This is a genomic window from Halomonas sp. Bachu 37 (genome assembly GCF_039691755.1).
In the GTDB taxonomy this organism is placed as follows: Bacteria; Pseudomonadota; Gammaproteobacteria; order Pseudomonadales; family Halomonadaceae; genus Vreelandella; species Vreelandella kashgarensis.
This window is the reverse complement of record NZ_CP137552.1, coordinates 3,250,680-3,272,581: the sequence shown is the minus strand read 5'-3', so window position 1 is coordinate 3,272,581 and position 21,902 is coordinate 3,250,680. Positions and strand designations below refer to the sequence as shown.

The 21,902-nt window shown below is 61.1% G+C and carries 19 protein-coding genes; 11 read left to right on the top strand and 8 right to left on the bottom strand.

Translation table 11 applies throughout. From position 1 onward, the window contains the following. The first annotated feature begins 4 nt into the window (after positions 1–4). From R5M92_RS15030 to R5M92_RS15005, 6 genes are all read left to right on the top strand, one after another. Positions 5–352, top strand: coding sequence for a chaperone NapD (locus R5M92_RS15030; protein WP_346796775.1), 348 nt, complete (start codon positions 5–7; stop codon positions 350–352). Next, entirely contained in the window at positions 333–2,828 is a 2,496-nt protein-coding gene (gene napA / locus R5M92_RS15025; protein ID WP_346796774.1) for a nitrate reductase catalytic subunit NapA, read from the top strand. Before R5M92_RS15030 ends, napA begins: the two co-directional genes overlap by 20 nt. Before the next feature lie 12 nt (positions 2,829–2,840). Then, entirely contained in the window at positions 2,841–3,341 is a 501-nt protein-coding gene (locus tag R5M92_RS15020) for a nitrate reductase cytochrome c-type subunit (protein WP_346796773.1), read from the top strand. A gap of 8 nt (positions 3,342–3,349) precedes the next feature. Then, entirely contained in the window at positions 3,350–3,952 is a 603-nt protein-coding gene (locus tag R5M92_RS15015) for a NapC/NirT family cytochrome c (RefSeq protein ID WP_346796772.1), read from the top strand. Between the two features lie 49 nt (positions 3,953–4,001). Continuing rightward, a complete protein-coding gene (locus R5M92_RS15010) occupies positions 4,002–4,328 on the top strand; it encodes a hypothetical protein (RefSeq protein ID WP_346796771.1) in 327 nt (108 codons plus the stop codon). Between the two features lie 281 nt (positions 4,329–4,609). Next, positions 4,610–5,656: an alpha/beta hydrolase gene (locus tag R5M92_RS15005; protein ID WP_346796770.1), complete on the top strand. Its 1,047-nt coding sequence runs from the start codon at positions 4,610–4,612 to the stop codon at positions 5,654–5,656. Here R5M92_RS15005 and R5M92_RS15000 read toward each other — a convergent pair. Further along, positions 5,556–7,064 (bottom strand): YifB family Mg chelatase-like AAA ATPase, encoded by a 1,509-nt coding sequence (locus tag R5M92_RS15000; RefSeq protein ID WP_346796769.1) that lies wholly within the window; start codon positions 7,062–7,064, stop codon positions 5,556–5,558. The genes R5M92_RS15005 and R5M92_RS15000 overlap by 101 nt on opposite strands. Positions 7,065–7,298: 234 nt before the next feature. Here R5M92_RS15000 and R5M92_RS14995 point away from each other — a divergent pair, with 234 nt between their 5' ends. Further along, entirely contained in the window at positions 7,299–9,320 is a 2,022-nt protein-coding gene (locus tag R5M92_RS14995) for a TonB-dependent siderophore receptor (protein WP_346796768.1), read from the top strand. A 28-nt stretch (positions 9,321–9,348) separates the two neighbouring features. Here R5M92_RS14995 and R5M92_RS14990 read toward each other — a convergent pair whose 3' ends face one another. The 5 genes from R5M92_RS14990 to R5M92_RS14970 form a co-directional block, all read right to left on the bottom strand. Then, the gene (locus R5M92_RS14990; protein WP_346796767.1) at positions 9,349–10,230 is read right to left on the bottom strand and encodes an ABC transporter substrate-binding protein; all 882 of its coding nucleotides are present in this window, start codon (positions 10,228–10,230) and stop codon (positions 9,349–9,351) included. Positions 10,231–10,373: 143 nt separating this feature from the next. Further along, complete coding sequence (locus R5M92_RS14985; protein WP_346796766.1) at positions 10,374–12,473, bottom strand: TonB-dependent siderophore receptor; 2,100 nt, start codon at positions 12,471–12,473, stop codon at positions 10,374–10,376. A 225-nt stretch (positions 12,474–12,698) separates the two neighbouring features. Next, complete coding sequence (locus R5M92_RS14980) at positions 12,699–13,673, bottom strand: AraC family transcriptional regulator (RefSeq protein ID WP_346796765.1); 975 nt, start codon at positions 13,671–13,673, stop codon at positions 12,699–12,701. Between the two features lie 44 nt (positions 13,674–13,717). Beyond that, positions 13,718–15,853, bottom strand: coding sequence for a TonB-dependent receptor (locus R5M92_RS14975; RefSeq protein WP_417339012.1), 2,136 nt, complete (start codon positions 15,851–15,853; stop codon positions 13,718–13,720). Between the two features lie 144 nt (positions 15,854–15,997). Then, positions 15,998–16,321, bottom strand: coding sequence for an accessory factor UbiK family protein (locus R5M92_RS14970; protein ID WP_346796763.1), 324 nt, complete (start codon positions 16,319–16,321; stop codon positions 15,998–16,000). A gap of 434 nt (positions 16,322–16,755) precedes the next feature. On the opposite strand from R5M92_RS14970, the gene R5M92_RS14965 reads away from it, so the two are divergent. Both R5M92_RS14965 and R5M92_RS14960 read left to right on the top strand, forming a co-directional pair. Continuing rightward, on the top strand, positions 16,756–17,094 hold the full coding sequence (locus R5M92_RS14965; protein ID WP_346796762.1) for a P-II family nitrogen regulator: 339 nt from the start codon (positions 16,756–16,758) through the stop codon (positions 17,092–17,094). Between the two features lie 48 nt (positions 17,095–17,142). Beyond that, a complete protein-coding gene (locus tag R5M92_RS14960) occupies positions 17,143–18,393 on the top strand; it encodes an ammonium transporter (protein ID WP_346796760.1) in 1,251 nt (416 codons plus the stop codon). 73 nt (positions 18,394–18,466) lie between these two features. On the opposite strand, the gene R5M92_RS14955 is transcribed toward R5M92_RS14960, so the two are convergent. Continuing rightward, complete coding sequence (locus R5M92_RS14955) at positions 18,467–19,348, bottom strand: DMT family transporter (RefSeq protein ID WP_346796759.1); 882 nt, start codon at positions 19,346–19,348, stop codon at positions 18,467–18,469. A 192-nt stretch (positions 19,349–19,540) separates the two neighbouring features. Here R5M92_RS14955 and glnK point away from each other — a divergent pair, with 192 nt between their 5' ends. Then, positions 19,541–19,879 (top strand): P-II family nitrogen regulator, encoded by a 339-nt coding sequence (glnK, locus tag R5M92_RS14950; RefSeq protein ID WP_346796758.1) that lies wholly within the window; start codon positions 19,541–19,543, stop codon positions 19,877–19,879. 80 nt (positions 19,880–19,959) lie between these two features. Here glnK and R5M92_RS14945 read toward each other — a convergent pair whose 3' ends face one another. Beyond that, the gene (locus tag R5M92_RS14945) at positions 19,960–20,736 is read right to left on the bottom strand and encodes a ferredoxin--NADP reductase (RefSeq protein WP_346796757.1); all 777 of its coding nucleotides are present in this window, start codon (positions 20,734–20,736) and stop codon (positions 19,960–19,962) included. Between the two features lie 206 nt (positions 20,737–20,942). On the opposite strand from R5M92_RS14945, the gene R5M92_RS14940 reads away from it, so the two are divergent. After that, positions 20,943–21,869 carry a LysR family transcriptional regulator gene (locus R5M92_RS14940; RefSeq protein WP_346796756.1) on the top strand — a complete coding sequence of 309 codons (927 nt, stop codon included), beginning with the start codon at positions 20,943–20,945 and terminating at the stop codon, positions 21,867–21,869. The last annotated feature ends 33 nt before the right edge of the window (positions 21,870–21,902 follow it).

Genomic DNA, 21,902 nt, shown 5'->3' with positions numbered 1-21,902 from the left:
GATCATGAATGATAACAACGTACATATCTCCAGCTTGTTGGTACAGCTGCAGCCAGAGCGGATCGCCACGATAAGCGAGCGCTGCCAGGATTTCGCGGATGTCGAAGTCCATGCCACCGACCCGCGCGGCAAGATGGTGCTAGTGCTCGAAACGCCTAGCCAGCACGAGATCGTCGCGTTCATCGACTGGCTGCAGAACGAGAAGGGCGTGCTTTCGGTGAGCCTGGTCTATCACCATGTGGAGAGCGCGCAGGCATTGGAGCAGGAGATCGAAGCCGGTGAACAGGACAACCACGTATCGGCCAGCCAGATAACGGACAGAGGGATGAGCTATGAAGCTGACGCGACGTAATTTCATCAAGAGCTCGGCGGCCGGTACGGCGGCTGCCGCCGCAGGCATCAGTCTGCCGGGCCAGGCGCAGAACATCGTTACCGACGCCAGCCAGACCCAGTTGAAGTGGTCCAAGGCGCCGTGCCGCTTCTGCGGGGTGGGCTGCGGGGTCAACGTGGCGACCCGCAACAACCAGGTGGTCGCCACCCACGCCGACATCAACGCGCCGGTCAACCGGGGCGTCAACTGCATCAAGGGCTACTTCCTGTCCAAGATCATGTACGGCCAGGACCGCCTGACCCAGCCGCTGCTGCGCAAGACCAACGGTGAGTACGACAAGAACGGCGAGTTCACGCCGGTGAGCTGGGACGAGGCTTTCGATGTCATGGCCGACAAGTTCAAGACGGCGATGCGCGAGAAAGGTCCCGAGGCGGTGGGCATGTTCGGCTCCGGCCAGTGGACGGTCTGGGAGGGCTATGCGGCCAACAAGCTGATGAAGGCCGGCTTTCGTTCCAACAACATCGATCCCAATGCCCGTCACTGCATGGCTTCGGCGGTGTTCGGCTTCATGCGTACCTTCGGTATGGACGAGCCGATGGGCTGCTATGACGATATCGAGGCCGCCGACGCTTTCGTGCTGTGGGGCTCCAACATGGCCGAGATGCACCCCATCCTGTGGACTCGGGTGACCGACCGGCGCCTCTCGGCACCGCACGTGAAGGTGGCGGTGCTCTCCACCTACGAGCATCGCTCCTTCGAGCTCGCCGATATGCCGATGATCTTCACGCCTCAGGCCGATCTGGCGATCCTCAACTATATCGCCCGTTACATCATCGAGAACGACCGGGTCGACTGGGACTTCGTCAACGAACACGTGCGCTTCATGGAGGGCAACGTCGATATCGGCTACGGCCTGCGCCCCGAGCATCGTCTGGAGCTGGCAGCGGAGAATGCCGCGGACGTGGCCGGCGCCCGCAACATCGACTTCGAAGGTTACCGTGAATTCCTGCAGCAGTACGATGCCGAGACCGTCACGCGGATTTCCGGTGTGCCCAAGCGCCGCCTCGATGAGCTTGCCGAGCTCTACGCCGACCCCAACACCCGGGTGATGTCGTTCTGGACCATGGGCTTCAACCAGCATACCCGCGGGGTCTGGGCGAACAACATGATCTACAACATCCATCTGCTCACCGGCAAGATATCCACGCCGGGCAACAGCCCCTTCTCGCTGACAGGGCAACCCTCGGCTTGCGGCACCGCGCGGGAAGTGGGCACGTTCTCGCATCGCCTGCCGGCGGACATGGTGGTGACCAACGACGACCATCGCGCCTTTGCCGAGAAGGTATGGCGTGTCCCGGCGGGTACCGTCCAGAAGCAGCCGGGCGCCCATGCCGTCCTGCAGAACCGCATGCTCAAGGATGGCGAGATCAACGCTTACTGGGTGCAGTGCAACAACAACGTCCAGGCGGCGGCCAACCTGGTCGAGGAGACCTACCCCGGCTACCGCAACCCGGATAATTTCATCGTGGTCTCGGATGCCTACCCCACCGTCACCACCGAGCTTGCCGACTTGATCCTGCCCACCGCCATGTGGGTAGAAAAGGAAGGTGCCTACGGCAACGCCGAACGGCGCACCCAGTTCTGGCATCAGATGGTGGATGCCCCGGGCGAGTCGCGCTCCGACCTGTGGCAACTGATGGAGTTTTCCAAGCGCTTTCAGATCGAAGAGGTATGGCCTCAGGAGCTGGTCGACGCCAATCCCGACTTGCGGGGCAAATCGATGTTCGACGTGCTGTATCGTAACGGCAATGTCGATGCCTTCGGTCTCGATGAAGTCGACAAGGAGTATCCCAATCAAGAGGCGGAACATTTCGGTTTCTATGTGCAGAAGGGGCTGTTCGAGGAGTACGCGCAGTTCACTCGCGGCAAGGCACACGACTTGGCGCCCTTTGACGTTTACCACGAGGTAACGGGCCTGCGCTGGCCGGTGGTCGACGGGCAGGAGACACGCTGGCGCTATAATGGCGAGTATGATTCCTACGTGGAGCCGGGACGAAAATTCCAGTTCTACGGCCACAAGGACAACCGGGCCGTGATCTATGCCGTGCCCTACGAGCCACCGGCCGAATCGCCCTCCGAGGAGTTCCCGCTGTGGCTGGTGACCGGCCGCGTACTCGAACATTGGCACTCCGGGTCGATGACCCGACGGGTGCCCGAGCTGCACCGTGCCTTTCCCCAGGCGGTGGTCTACCTCCACCCGCAAGACGCTCGCGAGATGGGTGTCAGGCGGGGCAGCGAGGTGCGCATCATCAGCCCGCGTGGAGAGATGAACAGCCGCGTCGAGACGCGGGGACGCAATCGCATGCCCCGAGGCCTGGTGTTCGTGCCCTGGTTCGACGCCAGCCAGCTGATCAACAAGGTGACGCTGGATGCCACCGATCCCATTTCCAAGCAGACGGACTTCAAGAAGTGCGCCTGTCGGATCGAACCGGTCTAAAGGGGATTAACGATGCGACATTTCTTTATCGCCATAACCATCACCATAGCCATGCTGGGTCTCAGCATGGCGGCCTCCGCCGCGGAAGGAGAGCTCGATGCGCTGCGCGGCAACGTGCCTCTGTTGGAAGAACGCACGCCGGAGCCGCTCTATCCGGTCGAGAACCAGGACCTGAGAAGAGCCCGCGCCTATCCCATGCAGCCGCCCACGATTCCACACAAGATCGACAACTATCAGGTGGATCTCAACGCCAACCGCTGCATGAGCTGCCATAGCCGGCAGCAGGTGGAGCAGAGCCAGGCGCCCATGGTCAGTGTCACCCACTACATGGACCGCGACGGCAACTTTCTGGCCGAACTATCGCCACGACGCTACTTCTGCACTCAGTGCCATGCTACGCAGACTACTGCCCCCCTCGCGGTCGAGAACGACTTTCTCGATATCAACGAGATCATGCGCGGCTGGCCGCAGAGTGGTAACGACCAGACGACCGATAGCGGCGATGACCATTAGGGGGCCAAATGTTTAAGAAAGCGATCCGCGGCATCAAGGGGTTCTGGCAGACGTTCAGCACGCCGAGCAAGTACCTCAGCCTGGGCTTTTTGACGGTTGGCGGCTTTATCGGTGGCGTGCTCTTCTGGGGTGGGTTCAATACCGCCATGGAAGCGACCAATACCGAGCAGTTCTGCATCAGTTGCCATGAGATGCGGGCCAACGTTTACGAGGAGATCCAGCCGACCATCCACTTCTCGAACCGCTCGGGGGTGCGGGCCGTCTGTTCGGACTGCCACGTGCCTCATAACTGGACCGACAAGATGGCGCGCAAGATGCAAGCCTCGAAGGAAGTCTGGGGCAAGATCTTCGGCACCATCAATACGCGCGAGAAGTTTCTGGATCATCGCCTGGAGATGGCTTCCCGCGAGTGGCGGCGCTTCGAGTCCAACGATTCGCTGGAGTGCCGCAACTGTCACGACGAGGGTGCCATGGATTTCACGCGCCAGAGTCCCAGGGCCGCCGCGGCTCACCGGCGCGGGCTCGTCGAGGGCGACGATACCTGCATTACCTGCCACAAGGGCATCGCCCACGAGCTTCCCGACATGGCGGGTGTCGAAGGCTGGGACTGAGGGCCTGCGATGCTGACGTCAGGCAGATACGACACAGGAGATCGACGACATGGATTATCGCAACGCTTTAGGGCTTGTTCTGGCGGGTATATTCAGTGCGGCTTCGCCGAGTGCGTTTTCCGCTGATCAGTCAGACCCGGCCAACGAGCAGACGAACCCCACCCAACATGGCAGTGCCGTGATCGATGCGGACGGACGGGACGCGGATGCCTCCTTCGACGAGGCTCGGGGTGACTTCGATGAGGGCCTGGACGACACCGAGCAGCCCATCCGGCCCGGACAGATGGAGCAGGACGCCGATCTCGACGAAGAGGACTTCGCCAAAGACGACCTGGACGAAGAGGGCTCGAACGAAAGGGGCACGAACGAGAAGTAGAGCGCCCTTGTATTGTCGCTACCCATTGCCATCCATCGCGATCGGCCCGTAGCCGTCAGGCCCCGCCCCAGGCGGGGCTTTTCCTTGTGGCCTCCCTTCCGGCGACGTCTACCAAGCGCTGTCGCTTTTCGTCCTGGTCTCCTATTCCCATATCCCGTTCGCACTTTCTGCGGTCGTGGTCCGCCATCTGGTATGGTGAGGTTGCGCTGCGCGCTAGCTTTGCGTTTGCCTCGGTATGAACGATGCGCGGAAAGTCCCTGTCCTACCTGTTGGAGGCTACGATGACCGACTTTACCCCCCTGCAGGCTTTGGGACCGATCGCCCCTTTAGACGAGAAGGGCGGCCAGCCAATGACCGATTACCTGGAGCATTATGGCCTGGCGCCGCTACTCAGCGAACACGTGGGACTGTACGTCGGCTATCTCGACACCGGACGTTTCCAGTTGTGGTGCCAGGTGTGGAGCCCGCCGGAGCCGGTAGGCACGGCCTTTGTAGTACACGGGTATTTCGATCACCTAGGGCTCTATTGCCACCTGCTCGAACACTTGCTGGCGGGTGGTTGGCGGGTGGTCTTGTGGGACTTGCCCGGGCATGGCCTTTCCAGCGGGCCGCGCGCGGCGATCGAGGATTTCGACGACTACCAGCACTGTCTGAGCTTTCTTCAGGAACATCTCAGCTCCCGGGATCTGGCGCCCAAGCCCTGGCTGGGTGTGGGCCAGAGCACCGGCGCCGCTATCCTGGCGACCGATGCGCTGAGCCGCCGCGAAACGGCGGGTTGGGCGGGTATCGTGCTGCTCGCTCCGCTGGTACGCCCCTGGCGCTGGAACCAGGCCAGTTGGCTGCATCTGGTGGCCAGCCCCTTCGTGAAGACGATTCCGCGCAAGTACCGCCCCAATTCCACCGATGAGCACTTTACCGAGTTCCTGCGTGAGCGCGACCCTTTGCAGCCCGAACAATTGAGCGTGACCTGGATCAGCGCCATGCGCCGCTGGATGCCGCGCTTGCTGGCGCTTCCCCCCAACCCGGTGCCGACGTTGATCCTCCAGGGCGAACAGGACCTTACCGTCGATTGGGAGTGGAATCTCGATGTGCTGGAAAAGAAATTTCCTGAAGCGCAGATAGTTCGACATCCCGAGGCGCGCCACCATCTGGTCAACGAAGCCGAACCGATTCGCCGCGGCTTGTTCTCCGCCCTGGATGATTTCATCGATGGGCTACAGGGGAACGCTAGCCACGCTTCAACAAACGATCCAGTTGGCGATAGCCGATCGCCTCCATCAGCTGCGGCTGGGCGGGGCGCGCCTCACCCTGAAGATCCGCCAGCGTGAGCGCCACTCGCAGTACCCGGTGGTAGGCGCGTGCCGACAATTTGAGTTTTTCCAGCACCTCGGCAAGCCATGTGCGCTCGGCGGCTTGCAGGGCGCATGCGGCTTCCAATTCACGGCCGCCGAGATAGGCATTGAGGGCGCCGCGCGCCAATTGCCGCTCGCGGGCGGCCATCACCCGCTGGCGTACCGCTGCCGAGCTTTCTCCCACCTCCTGGGAGGTAAGCTGCTCGGGCGGCAAGGCGGGAACCTCCACCTGCAGGTCGATGCGGTCGAGCAGCGGACCGGAAAGCCGGGCCTGGTAGCGCTGGATCTGGCTTGTGCTGCATTGACAGCGTTGGCGCGGGTCGCCCAGGTGGCCGCAAGGACAGGGGTTCATTGCCGCTACCAACTGGAATTGAGCGGGGTAGCGGCGTTCATGGCTGGCCCGCGCCAGGTGAATGGTTCCCGATTCCAGGGGCTGACGAAGTACCTCGAGGACGTGGCGGGAAAATTCCGGTAGCTCGTCGAGAAACAGCACGCCGTGGTGGGCCAGGGATATCTCGCCGGGCTTGGGCTTCGAGCCACCACCCACCAGCGCTGCCGCGCTGGCACTATGATGGGGCTGGCGAAAGGGGCGCCGCCCCCAATCTTGCTCCAGCGGTAGCCCGCACACCGAACGTACCGCCGCCACTTCCAGCGCTTCATCATCGCTCAGCGGCGGAAGAATGCCCGGTAGACGGCTGGCGAGCATGGTCTTGCCGGTACCGGGCGGGCCGGCAAACAAGAGATTATGGCCGCCGGCGGCGGCGACTTCCAGGGCCCGACGAGCCTGGTGCTGGCCGCGAATCTCGGCAAGATCCGCCGGTGGCTGCCCCGGTTGCGGTTGAAATGCCAACTGGTGGGCGGGAATCTTTTCCTGGCCCAGCAAGTGGGCCACCACCTGCCACAAGGTATCTGCGGGGAGGACTTTCAGGGAGCCGGCCAGTGCCGCCTCGTCGGCGCAATCACGAGGCACGATCAAGGCGCGACCAGCCTGACGAGTAGCCAGGGCGAATGGCAATACACCGGGAACCGCGCGCAGCTTGCCGTCGAGTGCCAGCTCGCCGGTACACTCCACGCCTTCCAGCGCTTCCACAGGAATCTGGCCCGAGGCGGCAAGAATCCCCAGGGCAATGGGCAGATCGAAACGCCCACCCTCCTTGGGCAGGTCGGCAGGGGCCAGGTTAAGAGTAATGCGCCGTGTATTGGGAAAATCGAACCCGGCATTGACCAGGGCGCTGCGCACCCGCTCGCGGCTCTCTTTCACCGCCGTTTCCGGCAGGCCCACCAGCGTCAAGCCGGGCAGGCCGTTGGCCAGATGGACTTCGACTTGCACTTCAGGCGCCTCGAGCCCCAGACCGGCCCGGGTGGCGACGATAGCCAGCGTCATGTAATTACCTCGCGATTTTTACCCCAACCTAGCGAATTGCCTCTGCCTTTACAGTGACATGGCGCAGGTAAATTCCATATAGGTTGTTAATGCAAATAATAACTCTTATCATATTTATGATTGGACTTCTTGACGGTCTTAAGCTTCCCATTCTCTGGCTTTGGAATCCTTTTCATGCGCGCTCTCCCTTGTTCGCTCCCACGACGGCCGTTATCCGCCGCGATTCGATTCTCCATGCAAGCCACTGCGGCCGGATTGTGCCTGGCCGCTCTTCCCCTAGCAGCCTCCGCGGCGACGGCGGACGCTGAAACCGACACTATGGTAGTAGTGGGAACGGCCTTGAAGGTCGATACCCCGCTGGTCGAGACACCACGGCCGGTGTCGAGCGTCAATCGGGAAGAGCTCGATAACCGCAATGTTCAGCAGCTTGACGAGGCGTTTCGTTACCGTGCCGGTGTTCTCTCGGGCCACTACGGCAGCGATAACAATACCGATTGGTTCAAGGTGCGCGGGTTCGATCAGTCGACCTACCAGGATGGGCTGCGTATCTACCGCGAAGGCTTCTACCAGTGGCTGCCCGAGCCCTACGGCCTGGAGCGGGTCGAGGTGTTCAAGGGGCCGTCTTCGATTCTCTACGGCGAGGCGCCTCCCGGCGGCTTGATCAATGCCGTGAGCAAGCGGCCCACCGCCGAGCGCCAGGGCAACGTCGAGCTGCAAGTGGGCAATCGCTATCACCGCCAGGTCGGTGTCGACACTTCGGGGCCGCTGACCGAGTCCGGCGACGTGCGCTACCGCATGGTGGGCCTGTACAAGGAGCGTGATGGCGACCTGGATGCTACCGACAACGAGCGCTATTACTTCGCCCCGAGCCTGGCGGTGGACTTCAGCGAAGACACCACGGTGACCTTCCTGGCCAGCGTGCAGAAGGATGACGGCGTCCCGGTCAACGGCTTCAAGTTGCCTTACGGCACCGTCGAAAGTACCCCGTTCGGCAAGGTAGACCGGGACACCAACCTGAGCGAGCCAGGCTACGATCAGGATAAACGCACCCAGTGGGCGTTAGGTTACGAGCTGAGGCATACCCTCAATGATACCTGGGCGTTCGAACAGGACCTGCGCTACAGCGAGCTCGATCTCGACCTGCGCAGCACCTATGCCCTCTCCATGGTGGATGACCGTCGCGCCTCCCGGGGCCACGTTTACCGCGATGGCGGCATCGATAGCTGGACGGTGGATAACCGTGTTGTCGGCACGTGGTACACGGATCGCACCGAGAACACCTTGTTGCTGGGTGTCGATTATCAGAATCTCGCCTTGAGTGGTCGGGAAGCGGATGATTATGCGTTCGGCGAGCCGATCGATATTTTCAATCCCAGTTATGGCAACTACACCCCGATCGGTTCCGACGATTTGCTGTCGCGGGAGATCGATAAGGAACAGACCGGCATCTATGCGCAGAACCAACTGCGACTCGACGACCGCTGGGTGTTGCTGGGCGGTGTGCGCTATGACCAGGCGGAAACGGAGAACAGCAACCTGACCGCGGGCACCACGGAGCGCTCGGATGACGACCAGGTGTCGTGGTCGGGAGGTGCCATGTACTTGGGCGATAATGGCGTCAATCCTTACATCAGCTACACCGAGTCGTTCGACCCCGTGGGCCGCGTGGACAGTGCCGGCGAGTTGTACGAGCCCCGGGAAGGTCGCCAGTGGGAATTGGGCGTCAAGGTGGCGCCGTTTGACTGGGACGGCTACGTGACGGCGGCTGTCTTCGATCTGGAAGAGAGCAACACGTTCGTCAATTCCCCGGCAGGCTTTCAGGTCCAGGAAGGCGAGCGCACCTCGCAAGGCTTCGAGCTGGAAGGCGTGGGTTACGTGACCGATGACCTCAAGGTCACCGCTGCCTACACCTACAATGATTCACGCCTGGAAGATGACCGGCGCGCCAGCCTGATTCCACGTCACCAGGCCTCCGCATGGCTGGATTATGCGCTCACCGGCGGGGTGCTCGACGGTGTCACCCTGGGCGGCGGCGTGCGCTATGTGGGTAGCAGTGTGGATGCCGACAACAGCAGTGCCGATGTGGACAGCTATACGCTGGTCGATGCCATGGTGGGTTACGAGTTTGCCGATGGTTGGCAGGCCCAGCTCAACGTCAACAATCTCACCGATGAAGAGTATGTCGCCAGCTGCGAGTACTGGTGCTACTACGGCGAGTCGCGCAGCGTGATCGGTAGCGTGAACTACCGCTGGTAAGCTGTCTGGCCAGCAAGCTGTTTACTGGTCAATCGTTCGACTGGTCGCTGTCTGGGGAAGCTTCCAACGCAGCGACCAGTTCCCGCGCGAAGCGCTGTGCCGAAGGCAGCGCACCGAAGCTCCATACCGGCGGCAGGCGCAGCAGATTGTTGTTTTTGACGCTGAGTAATTGCTGCCAGAGTCCGCTTCCTGCAAGGCGCTCCTCCACCCCTGCCGGCAGCGGGTCGATGATGACGAGCGTCGCCTCTGGATAACGTGCCAAGGCTTCGATGCCTATGAGAGAAAACCCCCAGGCATTGGTGGCTTGATCCCATGCATTGGAAAGGTCCAGTTGCTCAAGCACGGTGTCGTACAGGCTGTTTTCCCCGAACACGCGCACGTGACGCGCATCCATGAACTGCACCATCAACAGGGGTGCGGTATCGGGTCTCGCTGCGCGCAGCTCGGCCATTAGCGCCTGGGTTTCACCGATCAGCCGTTCTGCCTGGGCTCCGCGGTCCGTCAAATCACCCAGCTGGCGGGTCAGCGTCTGCATTTCCTGCCAGGTATCGGTGCCCGGCGAGTAGAGAGTGAATGACGTGACCGGAGCGATGCGCTCCAGGCGCGGCGTCAATCCGGCGAACATCGGCGAAATCAGTATCCGTTCGGGCGGAACTTGCGCCAGCAGTTCCAGGTTGGGCTGGGTACGCAGGCCCATGTCCGTGGCAGTGTCGGGAATTCGTGGCTCGCCTACCCAGTCGTGGTAGGCATCCTGCTGGGCGACGCTACTGACAGGCGCGTCGATGGCCAACAGTGTTTCGGCAATCGTCCAGTCGACCGTGGCCCACTGTGCCTTGGCGGTAGCGGCGGTCAGCAAGCAAGCGGTGAACAGTCCGCAGCGAGCGAGTGATGGAAGGGAAGTGCAGCGCATGGGAGTGAACGGTCATCCAGTCAATAAGAGATGTATTTAAACGATAATGTTTATTGTTTTGCAAACCTGATATCAGGCAAGCAACGCCCAGGCGAATATCGACCTGGGCGTATCGGTGCAAGAAGGTATCGCGGCTGAGGGTGCTAAAAACGATAGTTGACGCTGGCGGTTACGCTACGCTCGGCGCCGAAATAGCAGTATTCCAGCGAGTTGCACGACGCCACGTACTCCTTGTCCAGCAGGTTGCTTACATTCACCCGCGCCTGGAGGCCTTCAAGGCCTACCTGGCTCAGGTCGTAACCCAAGGTGGCATCCAGCAGGGTGTAGTCGGGAACGGTTTCGGTATTGGCCCTGTCAGCCTGAATGTCGGCATGATAGCGCACGCCTAGACCCGCATCCAGGCCGCTCAGGACACCCTCGGTGACGGCGTAATGCCCCCATACGCTGGCCAGATGGCGGGGCGAATAGATGGCCTGATTGCCTTCATTACCGTCGTCGCTTTTGGCATAGGTGATATCGGTGTAGCTGTAGCCGGCCTGGAGCCGCAGGTTGTCGGTGATCTGCGTATGCGCTTCCAGCTCGACCCCCTGGGATTCGATCTCGCCGATGGCGCGGTACGGGTCGGTGGGTTGCTCCTTGGTGGCCACGTTTTCTTGATTGATGCGGAACAGGGCGACACTGTAACGATCCTCGGTTCCTGGTGGCTGGTACTTCATGCCGGTTTCCAGCTGCTCCCCCTCCATCGGCTGCAGCAGGTCACCCTCGGCATCGACGAAACTGGTGGGAGTGAAGGCGGTGGAGTAGCTGACATAGGGCGCCACGCCGTTATCGAACAGGTAGAGCAGCCCGGCCCGGCCGCTGAACTGGGTGTCGTCGAGTTCACTGCGGCTTTCGGCATCGAGGTTGGTATTGCGGATATCGACCCAGTCGTAGCGGCCGCCGAGAGTCAGGCGCCAGTTGTCGAGGGCGATCTGATCCTGCAGGTAGACGCCGACCTGCTCGAGTTCATGCTTCTCGCGAGTGGGCGGATACATCGCCGTGGGGTCGGCGCCGTACTGCGGATTGAAGGCATCGATATTGGGGAACGCGCCCGAGGGCCACTCGATATCGTTATCGCGCTGCTGGTAATCGGCACCCAGCAGCAGCGTATGCTCCAGGAAACCGTCGTCCAGCGTCGCTTCGAGCTGGTTGTCCACCGTCCAGGCCTGCAGTGATTCGTCACCGCCGGCGTAGTAGCGCACCAGTTCACTATCCGAGCCCGGTGCCCAGCCGAAGCCGTAGACCTGGTCCAACTCGACGTCGGCATCCAGATAGCGCAAGTGCTGCCTTGCGGTCCAGTCGTCATTGAAGCGGTGCTCGAGCGCATAGCCGAACATGCGCTGGGTACGCTCGAACTTATCGTAGTCTTCCTCGCCATCGAAGAAGTCGTTGGCAATCTTGCGCCCATTGCGCGGGACCACGGCGCCCTCGAACGGAACGCCGGAGTGGTATCCCCCTTCCGGGTCCTGCTGCAGATAAGCTTCCAGTGTCAGGCTGGTGTCATCGCTTACGTCCCAGGTGAGCGAGGGGGCCAGGGCGTAGCGCTGCTCCTCCACCGGGCCGAACTGGGTATCGGCGGCGCTGGCGAGTCCGGTCAGGCGAAACGCGACACGATTCTGCTCGCCGAGCGGCCCGGTCAGGTCGAATGCCGCGCTGCGCTGGTTGTTGTTGCCTACGCTCAGGCGCAGTTCGCCGCCCGGCTGGAATTCCGGGCGCTTGCTGTTCAGGGCCACGACGCCGCCAGGGGAGGCGCGCCCGTAAAGTACCGAGGCCGGCCCCTTGACCACCTCGATGCTATCCAGAAACCACGGGTCGATCGTCATCGAGCTATAGGAGTTGGTGTCCCCCATCACCTTCAGGCCGTCGAGGAAGGTGTTGCTCAAGCTGCCATCGGAAAAGCCTCGCAGGACCAGGTAATCGTAGCGATTGGAGGCGCCCACTTGATTGGTGTAGACCCCGGGAGTGTAATCGGCGGCGCGCTGTACGCTGCGTACACCACGCTCTTCCATCTCGTCACGGGTAATCAAGGACGTCGCCTGGGGGGTCTCGATGAAAGGCGTGGCGACCTTGGTGGCGGCTTGTTGCGCGGTTACCGTGACGGTATCCAGGTTGGCCGCCGGCTCTTGCGCCCAGGCCGCATGGCCGATACTGCCGGCAATGCAGGCAATGGCCAGGGAGAGTCGATTTCTTGGAAGGGGTGACATGGGCATGATTCTCTTGTCCTGCGGAAGAATTTACAGTAATGAGAATTATTGCGCTTTAAGGCGTTGCTGAGGTATGCCGAATGCCAGAAGAGCTATGCATAGGAACAAGAGCTATGCATAGGAACAAGAGCTATGCATAGGAACAAGAGCTATGCATAGGAACAAGAGCTATGCGCAGGAACAGAGAGCTAGGCGCGGCGAGACAGACACCGGGATTGGCCACGCCTAGGTGAGGCTGCCGGGAGAGACGCCGAACTGGCGGCGAAAAGCGGTAGCGAAGTTGGTGGCATGGCGATAGCCGCAGGCATGGGCGGCTTGTTGCACGCTATAGCCCTGACGCAAGTACTCCTGAGCCTGCGTCAGGCGGCAACGCCGCAGGTAATCGAATACCGAGCAGCCATAGCAACGCTGGAACTTGTCACGCAGGCTGCTGGGGCTCATGGCGGCGTCCCGTGCCAACTGCGCCAATCGGTACTCATGGTGGGGATGATGTTCAAGCCGATGGCGCAATTGCTCCAGGCGTTGGTGATCACGCCGGGAAAGGCCCGCCGGGATGCGTTGCCCTGTCCTTTCGTCGCTGGGCCCGAGGCCGCTGGAAGGCAACCCATGCGCCAGCAATTGCAGTGCCAGGCCCTGCCACAGCAGGCGTTGCCGTGACAGCGGCCAGGTCGAGGTCAATGCCGCTTCCAGGCTATGGTACAGGAAATGCGGCACCCGCCAGGTATGCAGCATCGGCGTTGCCGGCGGCGCGAGGGGGATGGGCGAGGAGGCGAGGGGGCCGGAACAGGCCAACACCGAGACGTTGAGGATACGTAACCGTTGTGGCGCGGGCTGGAAGACCTCGAGCCCGGTCTGCTCGCTGAAATGCGTGCTGAAAGCCTCTCCGGCCTGCAACTGGTACGACTGACGGCCGAGCCCCACACGGATGTTGCCTTCCAGAATCACGCTGAGAAACCAGGGTACGGCACGGCGTGACGTGGAGGCATAGGCGTGCAGGACATCGAGATCCGAAAGCGTCACGCGCAGGGTGGGGTCGATCTCGACTTCCGTTACCCGCCCCCGGGCCACACAAGGGCTGGGCTGGGAGCGAGGGGGCGCATCGGGAAAGCGATAGTCGATCCCGAAGCGCTGGCCGAGGTCGAGCAGGTCACAGGTGGTGAGCGGAACCGAACATGGTGTTTGCCTATCGAGTGAAACCATTCCCCTTGCCTCGCCCAGGTACTGTGGCCGATGTGCGCCGGTGCTCAGTAGGCCATCGACCAGTTCAGGGTGTAGGTACGACCGCGCCCCTGGTAGTCGTAGAGATATTCCGGGCCGTAATAGGGCGAGTAGAACATGGCGGCCCGCTGGCCCCAGACGGTGGAGTACTGGTCGTCGAGCAGGTTCTGCACACCCAGGCTCACGGTGCCGAAGTCGGTCTCCTGGCTGAGCGACAGGTCGAGAGTGGTATTGCCGTCGATCTCGCGATCCGCATCGTCTTCCAGGTCGAAGGCGTGATTGGCTTGCAGGCGCGCCGAGCGCACGTAGTCGGTCCAGCCGACGAAGGCGGTGGCGGAGGAGAGCGAGGCGTAGCGGGCGTCACGCTTCTCCCATGAGCCCTGATCGTTCTCCTGCTCCGAACGTACCAGGTGCAGGGTGCCCCCTACCTCCAGGCCATTGTCGAAGTAACGGGTCACCGCGCTTTCCAGGCCGAAATCGCGTTTCTTTTCGTCGACCACGCTGACGCTCAGGTCCTGGGCGTTCTCCACGGCCTTGTCCGACCAGGCATAGTAAAGCGCTGTCTGCGCCGTCCAGTTGCCCCCTTGGTAACGCCAGCCAAGCTCCACCTGATCCGTCTCGATGGCGGACAGGGGATTGTTGTCGACGCTCACCTCCGGGCTCTTGCCGTAGTACTTGGCGGGGTCGGGCAGCTCGAAGCCCTGGCTGAACTGCAGCCAGTTCTGGTGGCCGTTACCGAAATCATAAAGGGCGCTGGCATTGAACAAGGTGGCTTCGTAGTCGTTCTCGCCCCCGGGGATTCCCTGGAACTCATCCACTTCGACGTCCATGTGCTGCTGGCGTAATCCGGCGGAGAACTTGAGTGCCTGGGTGGCTTGCCAGTCGCCCTGGGCGAAGCCCGACAGCCCGTCTACCTGATAGCCTGGATAGCGGGGCTCGAGCCCTGCCTGCTGCTGCACCAGGCCACCGGTGGCATCTGATACGCCGGTATCGAACAGCATCTGGCTGGCATCGAATTTCTCCCGATCCAGGTCGAGGCCGTAGGTCAGGGAAACGTCATCGCCCAGGCGCGACTCGAACAGTGCCTTGATGCCGCTCAGGTCGGTATTCTGCTTCGAGGCTCGGAACTCCAGGCCATCCGAGACGGGATAGGGAAAGGCCTGGAAGCTGGACTCCTCCTCCCGGTGGAAGGCCTGTAGGTAGAAATTCTGCCCCCAAAGATCGGCATGATGATAGTTGACGTTGACGAGCTTGCGGTCGGTTTCGGGGTCGCGATCGGAGCGGTAGCCATCGCGAATCTCGGCATCGTTCAGATTGGGTACGGAGGCGTCGAGGTTGGGAAAGTAGACGCCCCGGTCGCCCTCGAAGCCGGAGCGGTATAGCTGAGCTCCCACTTCCAGGGTCTGCTCGTCGGTCAGGTGGAAAGAGAGATTGCCCAGGACATCGACGCTGCGGTTGTCCTGCAGGTCGGTCTGGGCGATATCGGGGAAGATCTCCTCGCCACTGGCGTCGTAGTGGCGGCCGTTATCGCCGATGGCAGTACCCAGGTAGCCCTGTACCCGTTCGTTGCCGCCGCTGACGGATTGCGACAGGCGTCGGTCCTGGTCGTCGCTGTCGTTGAAGCCTGTGGTGATGCCGGCTTCCGTACGCCAGTTCAGACCTTCTTCGCCCTTGCGCGTGATGATATTGATCAAACCGCCGGTAGCGCCACCGCCATAAAGGCTGCTGGCCCCGGAGAGCACTTCCACACGTTCGATATTGAACGGATCGATGGCATCGAACTGGCGCGAGAGCCCCCGCGAGCTATTCAGCGATACACCGTCGATGAGTACCTGCACGCCCCGGCCGCGCATGTTCTGCCCATAATTGGTGCGTCCTTGCGGCGCCAGGTCTAGCCCAGGTACCAGGCGCCCCAGTGCCGTCTTGAGATCTGCACCATTGCGGGTCTGCTGCTGCAGCATCTCCCTGTCGATCACCCACACGGCACCGGGGATCTGGCTAATCTGGGTAGGCGTACGCGAACCGACGACCACCAAGGTGTCCTGGGCGTCCGTTTGGACCCCTGCCGCAGTTGCAGTTTGAGCGAAAGCGCCGTTTGAGAGACAGCCCAGGAGCAGGCCGGTGCCGACAAGCCTAAAAGCAGGAGTGCTGAAAGCGTGCATGATGAACAATCCGCAAACAATAAGAAAATGAGAAACGGAGCGTAACATCACAATGAAAAATGTCAATGATATTGATTTGTATTTACTATATAGAGGCTTGGGTCCCGTCCGGCGTTACCCATGCCGGACGGCAGGTCTCCGAGGTCAGGAATCCGTGGGCTTGGGTGGAGCCTTGGGGTCAGGCGTTACCGCGTGCGTCTCGGCCTTGACCACCGGCTTGGCCTGGGTATCCACGGCGGCCTCGAGTGCGGCCACCTGGCTTTCCAGGGCCTCCACCCGGGCGCGAGTGCGTTGGAGGACGTCCATCAGGATGTCGAAATCCTCGCGGGACACCAGTTCCAGGCGGTCGAACGCACCACGCACGACATGCTGGACACTCTTCTGAATATCCTCGGGGGCTTGTGAAGCATTTTGCAGACGCTCGCCGATCTGTTGTGCGAGGCGGCTGATACGGTCTTGGGGCTGCATGACGGCTCTCCTGAATGATTAAGACAAGTATTCCCTGGATCGGAATAGAGCTTGTGGAACGGGTTACGGTTTCTCGTGGATTAGAACTCAATTAAGAGATTCATGGTAACTGCCCTACAGGATACGCAACCCACGCCAGACACGCATACCTCGATTTAGTGCCCCAGCGCAAACCGTCTGCGAGCCGACGTCGCCGCCATGCATCGAAATGATGCGAAGGTGAAGCGGCGGTGTTCATTTATGGTGCATTGGCAAGTCGAGGGGATTACGTCAGTGCTCGTTCCATGGTGTAGGCCGGCTTTCTGAATAGAGCAAATACAAGAAATAAAAGAAAAATTTTTCTGATGGCATGGTATGCGCATTAACGGTTCAGACACGCTGCGGCAGCGCCGTTGCTAATCCAAGCACGACTTATCCAGCAGGGGAGATCCGGGATGAAACTCATCACCGCCATCATCAAGCCATTCAAGCTCGACGACGTGCGCGAGGCCCTGGCCGACAACGGCGTCCAGGGCATCACCGTCACCGAAGTCAAGGGCTTCGGCCGCCAGAAAGGCCACACCGAACTTTATCGCGGCGCGGAATACGTGGTGGATTTCCTGCCCAAGGTCAAGGTCGAGGTCGCCGTTGACGATGCGCGCCTGGACGGCGTGCTCGACGCCATCTGCAGCGCGGCCAACAGCGGCAAGATCGGCGATGGCAAGGTTTTCGTGACACCTCTGGAAGACGTGATTCGTATCCGCACCGGGGAGCGCGGCGCTGACGCCGTTTGATACCCACGTACAGCGATTGCGTCACAACAAGCCTAAGGGGACATTCCAATGACAGAGTTTACAGAGCTGAGTTATGCGCTCGATACGTTCTACTTCCTGATTTGCGGCGTGCTGGTGATGTGGATGGCCGCGGGTTTCTCCATGCTGGAGGCCGGTCTTGTCCGTTCCAAGAACACCGCTGAGATCCTGACCAAGAACATCGCCCTGTTCGCCATTGCCTGCACCATGTACCTGCTGGTTGGCTACTACATCATGTACTCCAGCGACGGCGGCGGTTTCCTGCCCAACCTGGGCTTCTTGATCGGCGCCGAAAACAGCCTTGATGCGGTGACCGCCGGTGGCGAGGATGCTCCCTACTACTCCATGCGTTCCGACTTCTTCTTCCAGGTGGTGTTCGTTGCCACGGCGATGTCGATCGTCTCCGGTGCCGTGGCCGAGCGCATGAAACTGTGGGCCTTCCTCGCCTTCGCCGTGGTGATGACCGCGTTCATCTACCCGGTATCCGGTTACTGGACATGGGGTGGCGGCTGGTTGGCCGAAGTCGGCTACTCCGACTATGCCGGCTCCGGGATCGTCCACCTGGCGGGTGCCGCCGCGGCACTGGCCGGCGTACTGGTACTCGGGCCGCGTAAAGGCAAGTACGGCAAGGACGGCGCCATCTACGCCATCCCCGGTGCCAACCTGCCGCTGGCGACCCTGGGTACCTTCATCCTGTGGATGGGCTGGTTCGGGTTCAACGGTGGTTCCGAGTTGAAGATGTCCGACGTCGGTTCGGCAAACAACGTGGCCCAGGTATTCGTCAACACCAACGCCGCCGCCGCGGGTGGTGTCATCGCCGCCCTGATCCTGGCCAAGCTGTGGTTCCGCAAGGCGGACCTGACCATGGCGCTCAACGGCGCGATTGCCGGCCTGGTGTCGATCACTGCCGACCCGCTATCGCCAACGGCGCTGGGTGCCTGTCTGATCGGTGCCGTGGGCGGTGTTCTCGTGGTGGCGTCGATCGTGACTCTGGACAAGCTGAAGCTCGATGACCCGGTGGGTGCCATCTCTGCTCACGGGGTAGTGGGTATCTGGGGTGTTCTGGCGGTGCCGCTGTCCAACGGCGATGCCAGCTTCGGTGCCCAGATCATCGGTATCCTCGGTATCTTCATCTGGGTGTTCGTGGCCAGCTTGATCGTCTGGTTCATCATCAAGGCCATCATGGGTATCCGGGTCAGCGAAGAAGAAGAGTATGAAGGGGTCGATATCGCCGAGTGTGGCCTGGAAGCCTATCCTGAATTCAGCTCCTCCAAGAAATAAGGAGAAGCTTACCCTGTGAGCTGGCGTGCTCCACCTGGCCTCCCTTCGGGGAGGCTTTTTTTGATATCGCGAGTTAGCTTGAAGGACGGCTCTGCAGCACACTCAGCCCGGTTACCGCACTCAGAATCAGCACCATGCCCGCTACTTGTGGCAGATCCAGCGCTTCGCTCAATACGAACAGGCCGAAGAGAGCCGCGGTGACCGGCTCCACCATGGCCACGATCGAAGCCGTAGTGGGCAAGGTGTGACGCAGGCCGGTGATATAGCAGTAGAACGACAAGCCCGCGCCCAGCAGACCCAGCAGGATGAACCATGCCACATCGGCGGAGACGGTTACGGCCACCGCCTGGCCGAGGTCGATCAACGGCAACAAGATCAATGTGCCGGTGGCAAAGGCAATCGCCAGTACACTCGGCGCCGGGCCGTAACTGCCGGCATACTTGAAGCCGAAGATGAACAGAGCGTAGGAAAGCCCCGAAAGCAGGCCGGTGGCGATGCCCAGCGTCGAGACGGCGCCCGCCTGGGTGCGGTAGATGCCGGTCAGCAGCACGACCCCTCCGATCACCAGCGCGATGCTGACCAGTTTCACCGGTGTGGGACGCTCCACTCCGGCAATAAAGGAGACCAGGTAGACGAAGACCGGTGCGCTGTACATCAGCGTGACGGCCACCGCCACGCTGCCCTCGCTGATGCTGATGAAATAGAAGGTGAAGTTGCCGGCGACCCCGAGCCCCGCGATTAATGACCACAGCACCAGCCGGCGGTTGAATGAGAAGCCCCGCCCTTGAAGACGGATGATGGCCAGCCAGATCGCCATGCATCCCAGCCCCACCAGGATGCGCCAGAAGGAAATCACCTCGGGCGACCAGCCCCGGGACATGAGCAGGCTGGCAAGACCGCCGGCCAAGCCCCATTGAAAGGCGGCTGCTATGACAAGCGCGGTAGCTGAAAACAATCCCAAATCTCCCGATGACTCAATGATGATCGAGTATGCGCAAGCACGCATAGCGGTGAACTCATGCTCATCCTAGTCCTCGTCGTGCAGCCTTTCACGCGATCCACGGGGAGGCTTTTTATTCTCGGCCCACGGCGGTGTATGCTTGGCACAGGTGGTTCACATGAATGAGATAAGGATAGGGGAAGCGCGATGAAACTGGTGACAGCAATTATCAAGCCGTTCAAGCTTGACGACGTACGTGAATCGCTTTCCGAGATCGGCGTCCAGGGCATTACCGTCACCGAGGTGAAGGGCTTCGGTCGGCAGAAGGGCCATACCGAGCTGTATCGCGGTGCGGAGTATGTGGTCGACTTCTTGCCCAAGGTCAAGCTGGAAGTCGCCGTGGACGACGACATGGCCGAGCAGGTCATCGAAGCGATCACCCAGGTCGCCAATACCGGCAAGATTGGGGATGGCAAGATCTTCGTCATGCCGCTGGAGCAGGTGATTCGTATCCGTACCGGCGAGACCGGCAAGGATGCGGTTTAAGCACAAGCGCTAGACGCAAAAAGCCCGAGACGTGTGATGGCACGCCTCGGGCTTTTTTAATGACGACTTATATTGATTGATTACTTCTCGACGAAAGCGCGCTCGATGACATAGTCGCCGGGTTCGCCCATGCGCGGCGAGATGTTCATTCCCAACTCGTCCAGCAGGGCGCTGGTATCGTCGAGCATCGCCGGGCTGCCGCAGATCATCGCCCGATCCTGGCGCGGGTCGATGGGCGGCAGGCCGGTATCCTCGAATAACTTGCCGCTGCGGATATGGTCGGTCAAGCGGCCCATGGTGTGAAACTGCTCGCGAGTGACGGTGGGGTAGTAGACCAGTTTCTCCGCGACATCTTCGCCCAGGTACTCGTGGGCCGGCAGCTCCTTGGTGATGAAGTCGGCGTAGGCCAGCTCGGAAACCTCGCGTACCCCATGTACCAGCACTACCTTTTCATAGCGCTCGTAGACTTCAGGGTCCTGGATCAGGCTCAAAAACGGCGCCAGGCCAGTACCGGTGGAGAGCATGTAGAGATTGCGCCCCGGCAGAAGGTCGTCGGTCACCAAGGTGCCGGTGGGCTTGCGGCTGACCATGATCTGGTCACCGACCTTCAGGTGCTGCAGACGCGAGGTCAGCGGGCCATCGGGCACCTTGATGCTGAAGAACTCCAGATGATCCTCATAGTTGGGGCTGGCAATCGAGTAGGCGCGCATCAAGGGCTTGCCGTTCACTTCAAGACCGATCATGACGAATTGGCCAGTCTTGAAACGCAGGCTGCGCTCGCGGGTGGTGCGAAAGCTGAACAGGGTGTCGTTCCAGTGGTGAACACTCAGGACGTCTTCCAGGGCGAACTTGCTCATGATGGTTCCTTGGTCAGGCCGGAAGGTCTTGCGCCAACCGACTTCTATGCGGTTATGGAATAAAAATTGTTTCTAGAGTTGCCGACAAGTCTAAGAAAACATGACATATCTGTTAAACAGATTATTTGAATAACGCTTATCTACTTTTCCGATATAATTTTGAAAATCACTCTCGCCAGCGTGAATACTGGACTCGAGGTAACGTCATGCACTATACCCTGCGGCAACTGGAAGTCTTCGTGGCCGTTGCCCAGCACGAAAGCGTTTCCCATGCGGCACGTGTGCTGGCGCTCTCCCAGTCTGCCACGAGTACGGCACTGGCGGAGCTGGAGCGACAATTTGACTGCCAGTTGCTGGATCGAATCGGCAAGCGGCTGAAGCTGAACGCGCTGGGGTTCCAGTTGCTGCCCAAGGCGGTGGCGTTACTCGACCGGGCGGAGGAAGTCGAGGAGCTGCTGCGGGGTCAGCAGGGCGTGGGCTCGCTGGACGTCGGGGCGACGTTGACCATCGGCAACTACCTGGCCACGCTTCTGATCAGCGATTTCATGCAGCGCTATCCGGGAAGCCGAGTACGCCTGTCGGTACGCAATACGCGCAATATCATCGACGGGGTACGTCAGCACTCGCTGGACCTGGGGTTGATCGAGGGTCAATGCGATGACGAGGCGATCATCAGCCAGCCCTGGGTGGAGGATGAATTGTGCGTGTTCTGCTCACCGCGGCACCCGCTAGCAGGCAGTACGGGGCTCGAACTGGAGCGCCTGTTGCGCGAGGACTGGATCATGCGCGAGCAGGGCTCGGGTACCCGCATGACCCTGGAACAGGCGACTCGTCATCGCCGCAGCCGTTTCAACACCCTGCTCGAGCTTGAGCATACCGAAGGTATCAAGCGTGCGGTGGAATCGGGTCTGGGAATCGGCTGCGTCTCCAAGCTGGCGCTACGCGACGCCTTTCGTCGCGGCAGCCTAGTGCCGCTACCCACGCCGGAGCTGGATCTCAAGCGCCAGTTCACCTTCATCTGGCATCGCCACAAGTACTTGACCACCGGCGTACGCGAATTCCTGCGTCTGTGTCGTGAAATGACCGCCGGGGCCAAGCGCAGCGACGAGATTCCGCTGCCCCCGATCCCTTAGGCGTTTAGCGCCCATGCGCTTGCGGCTCGGGCA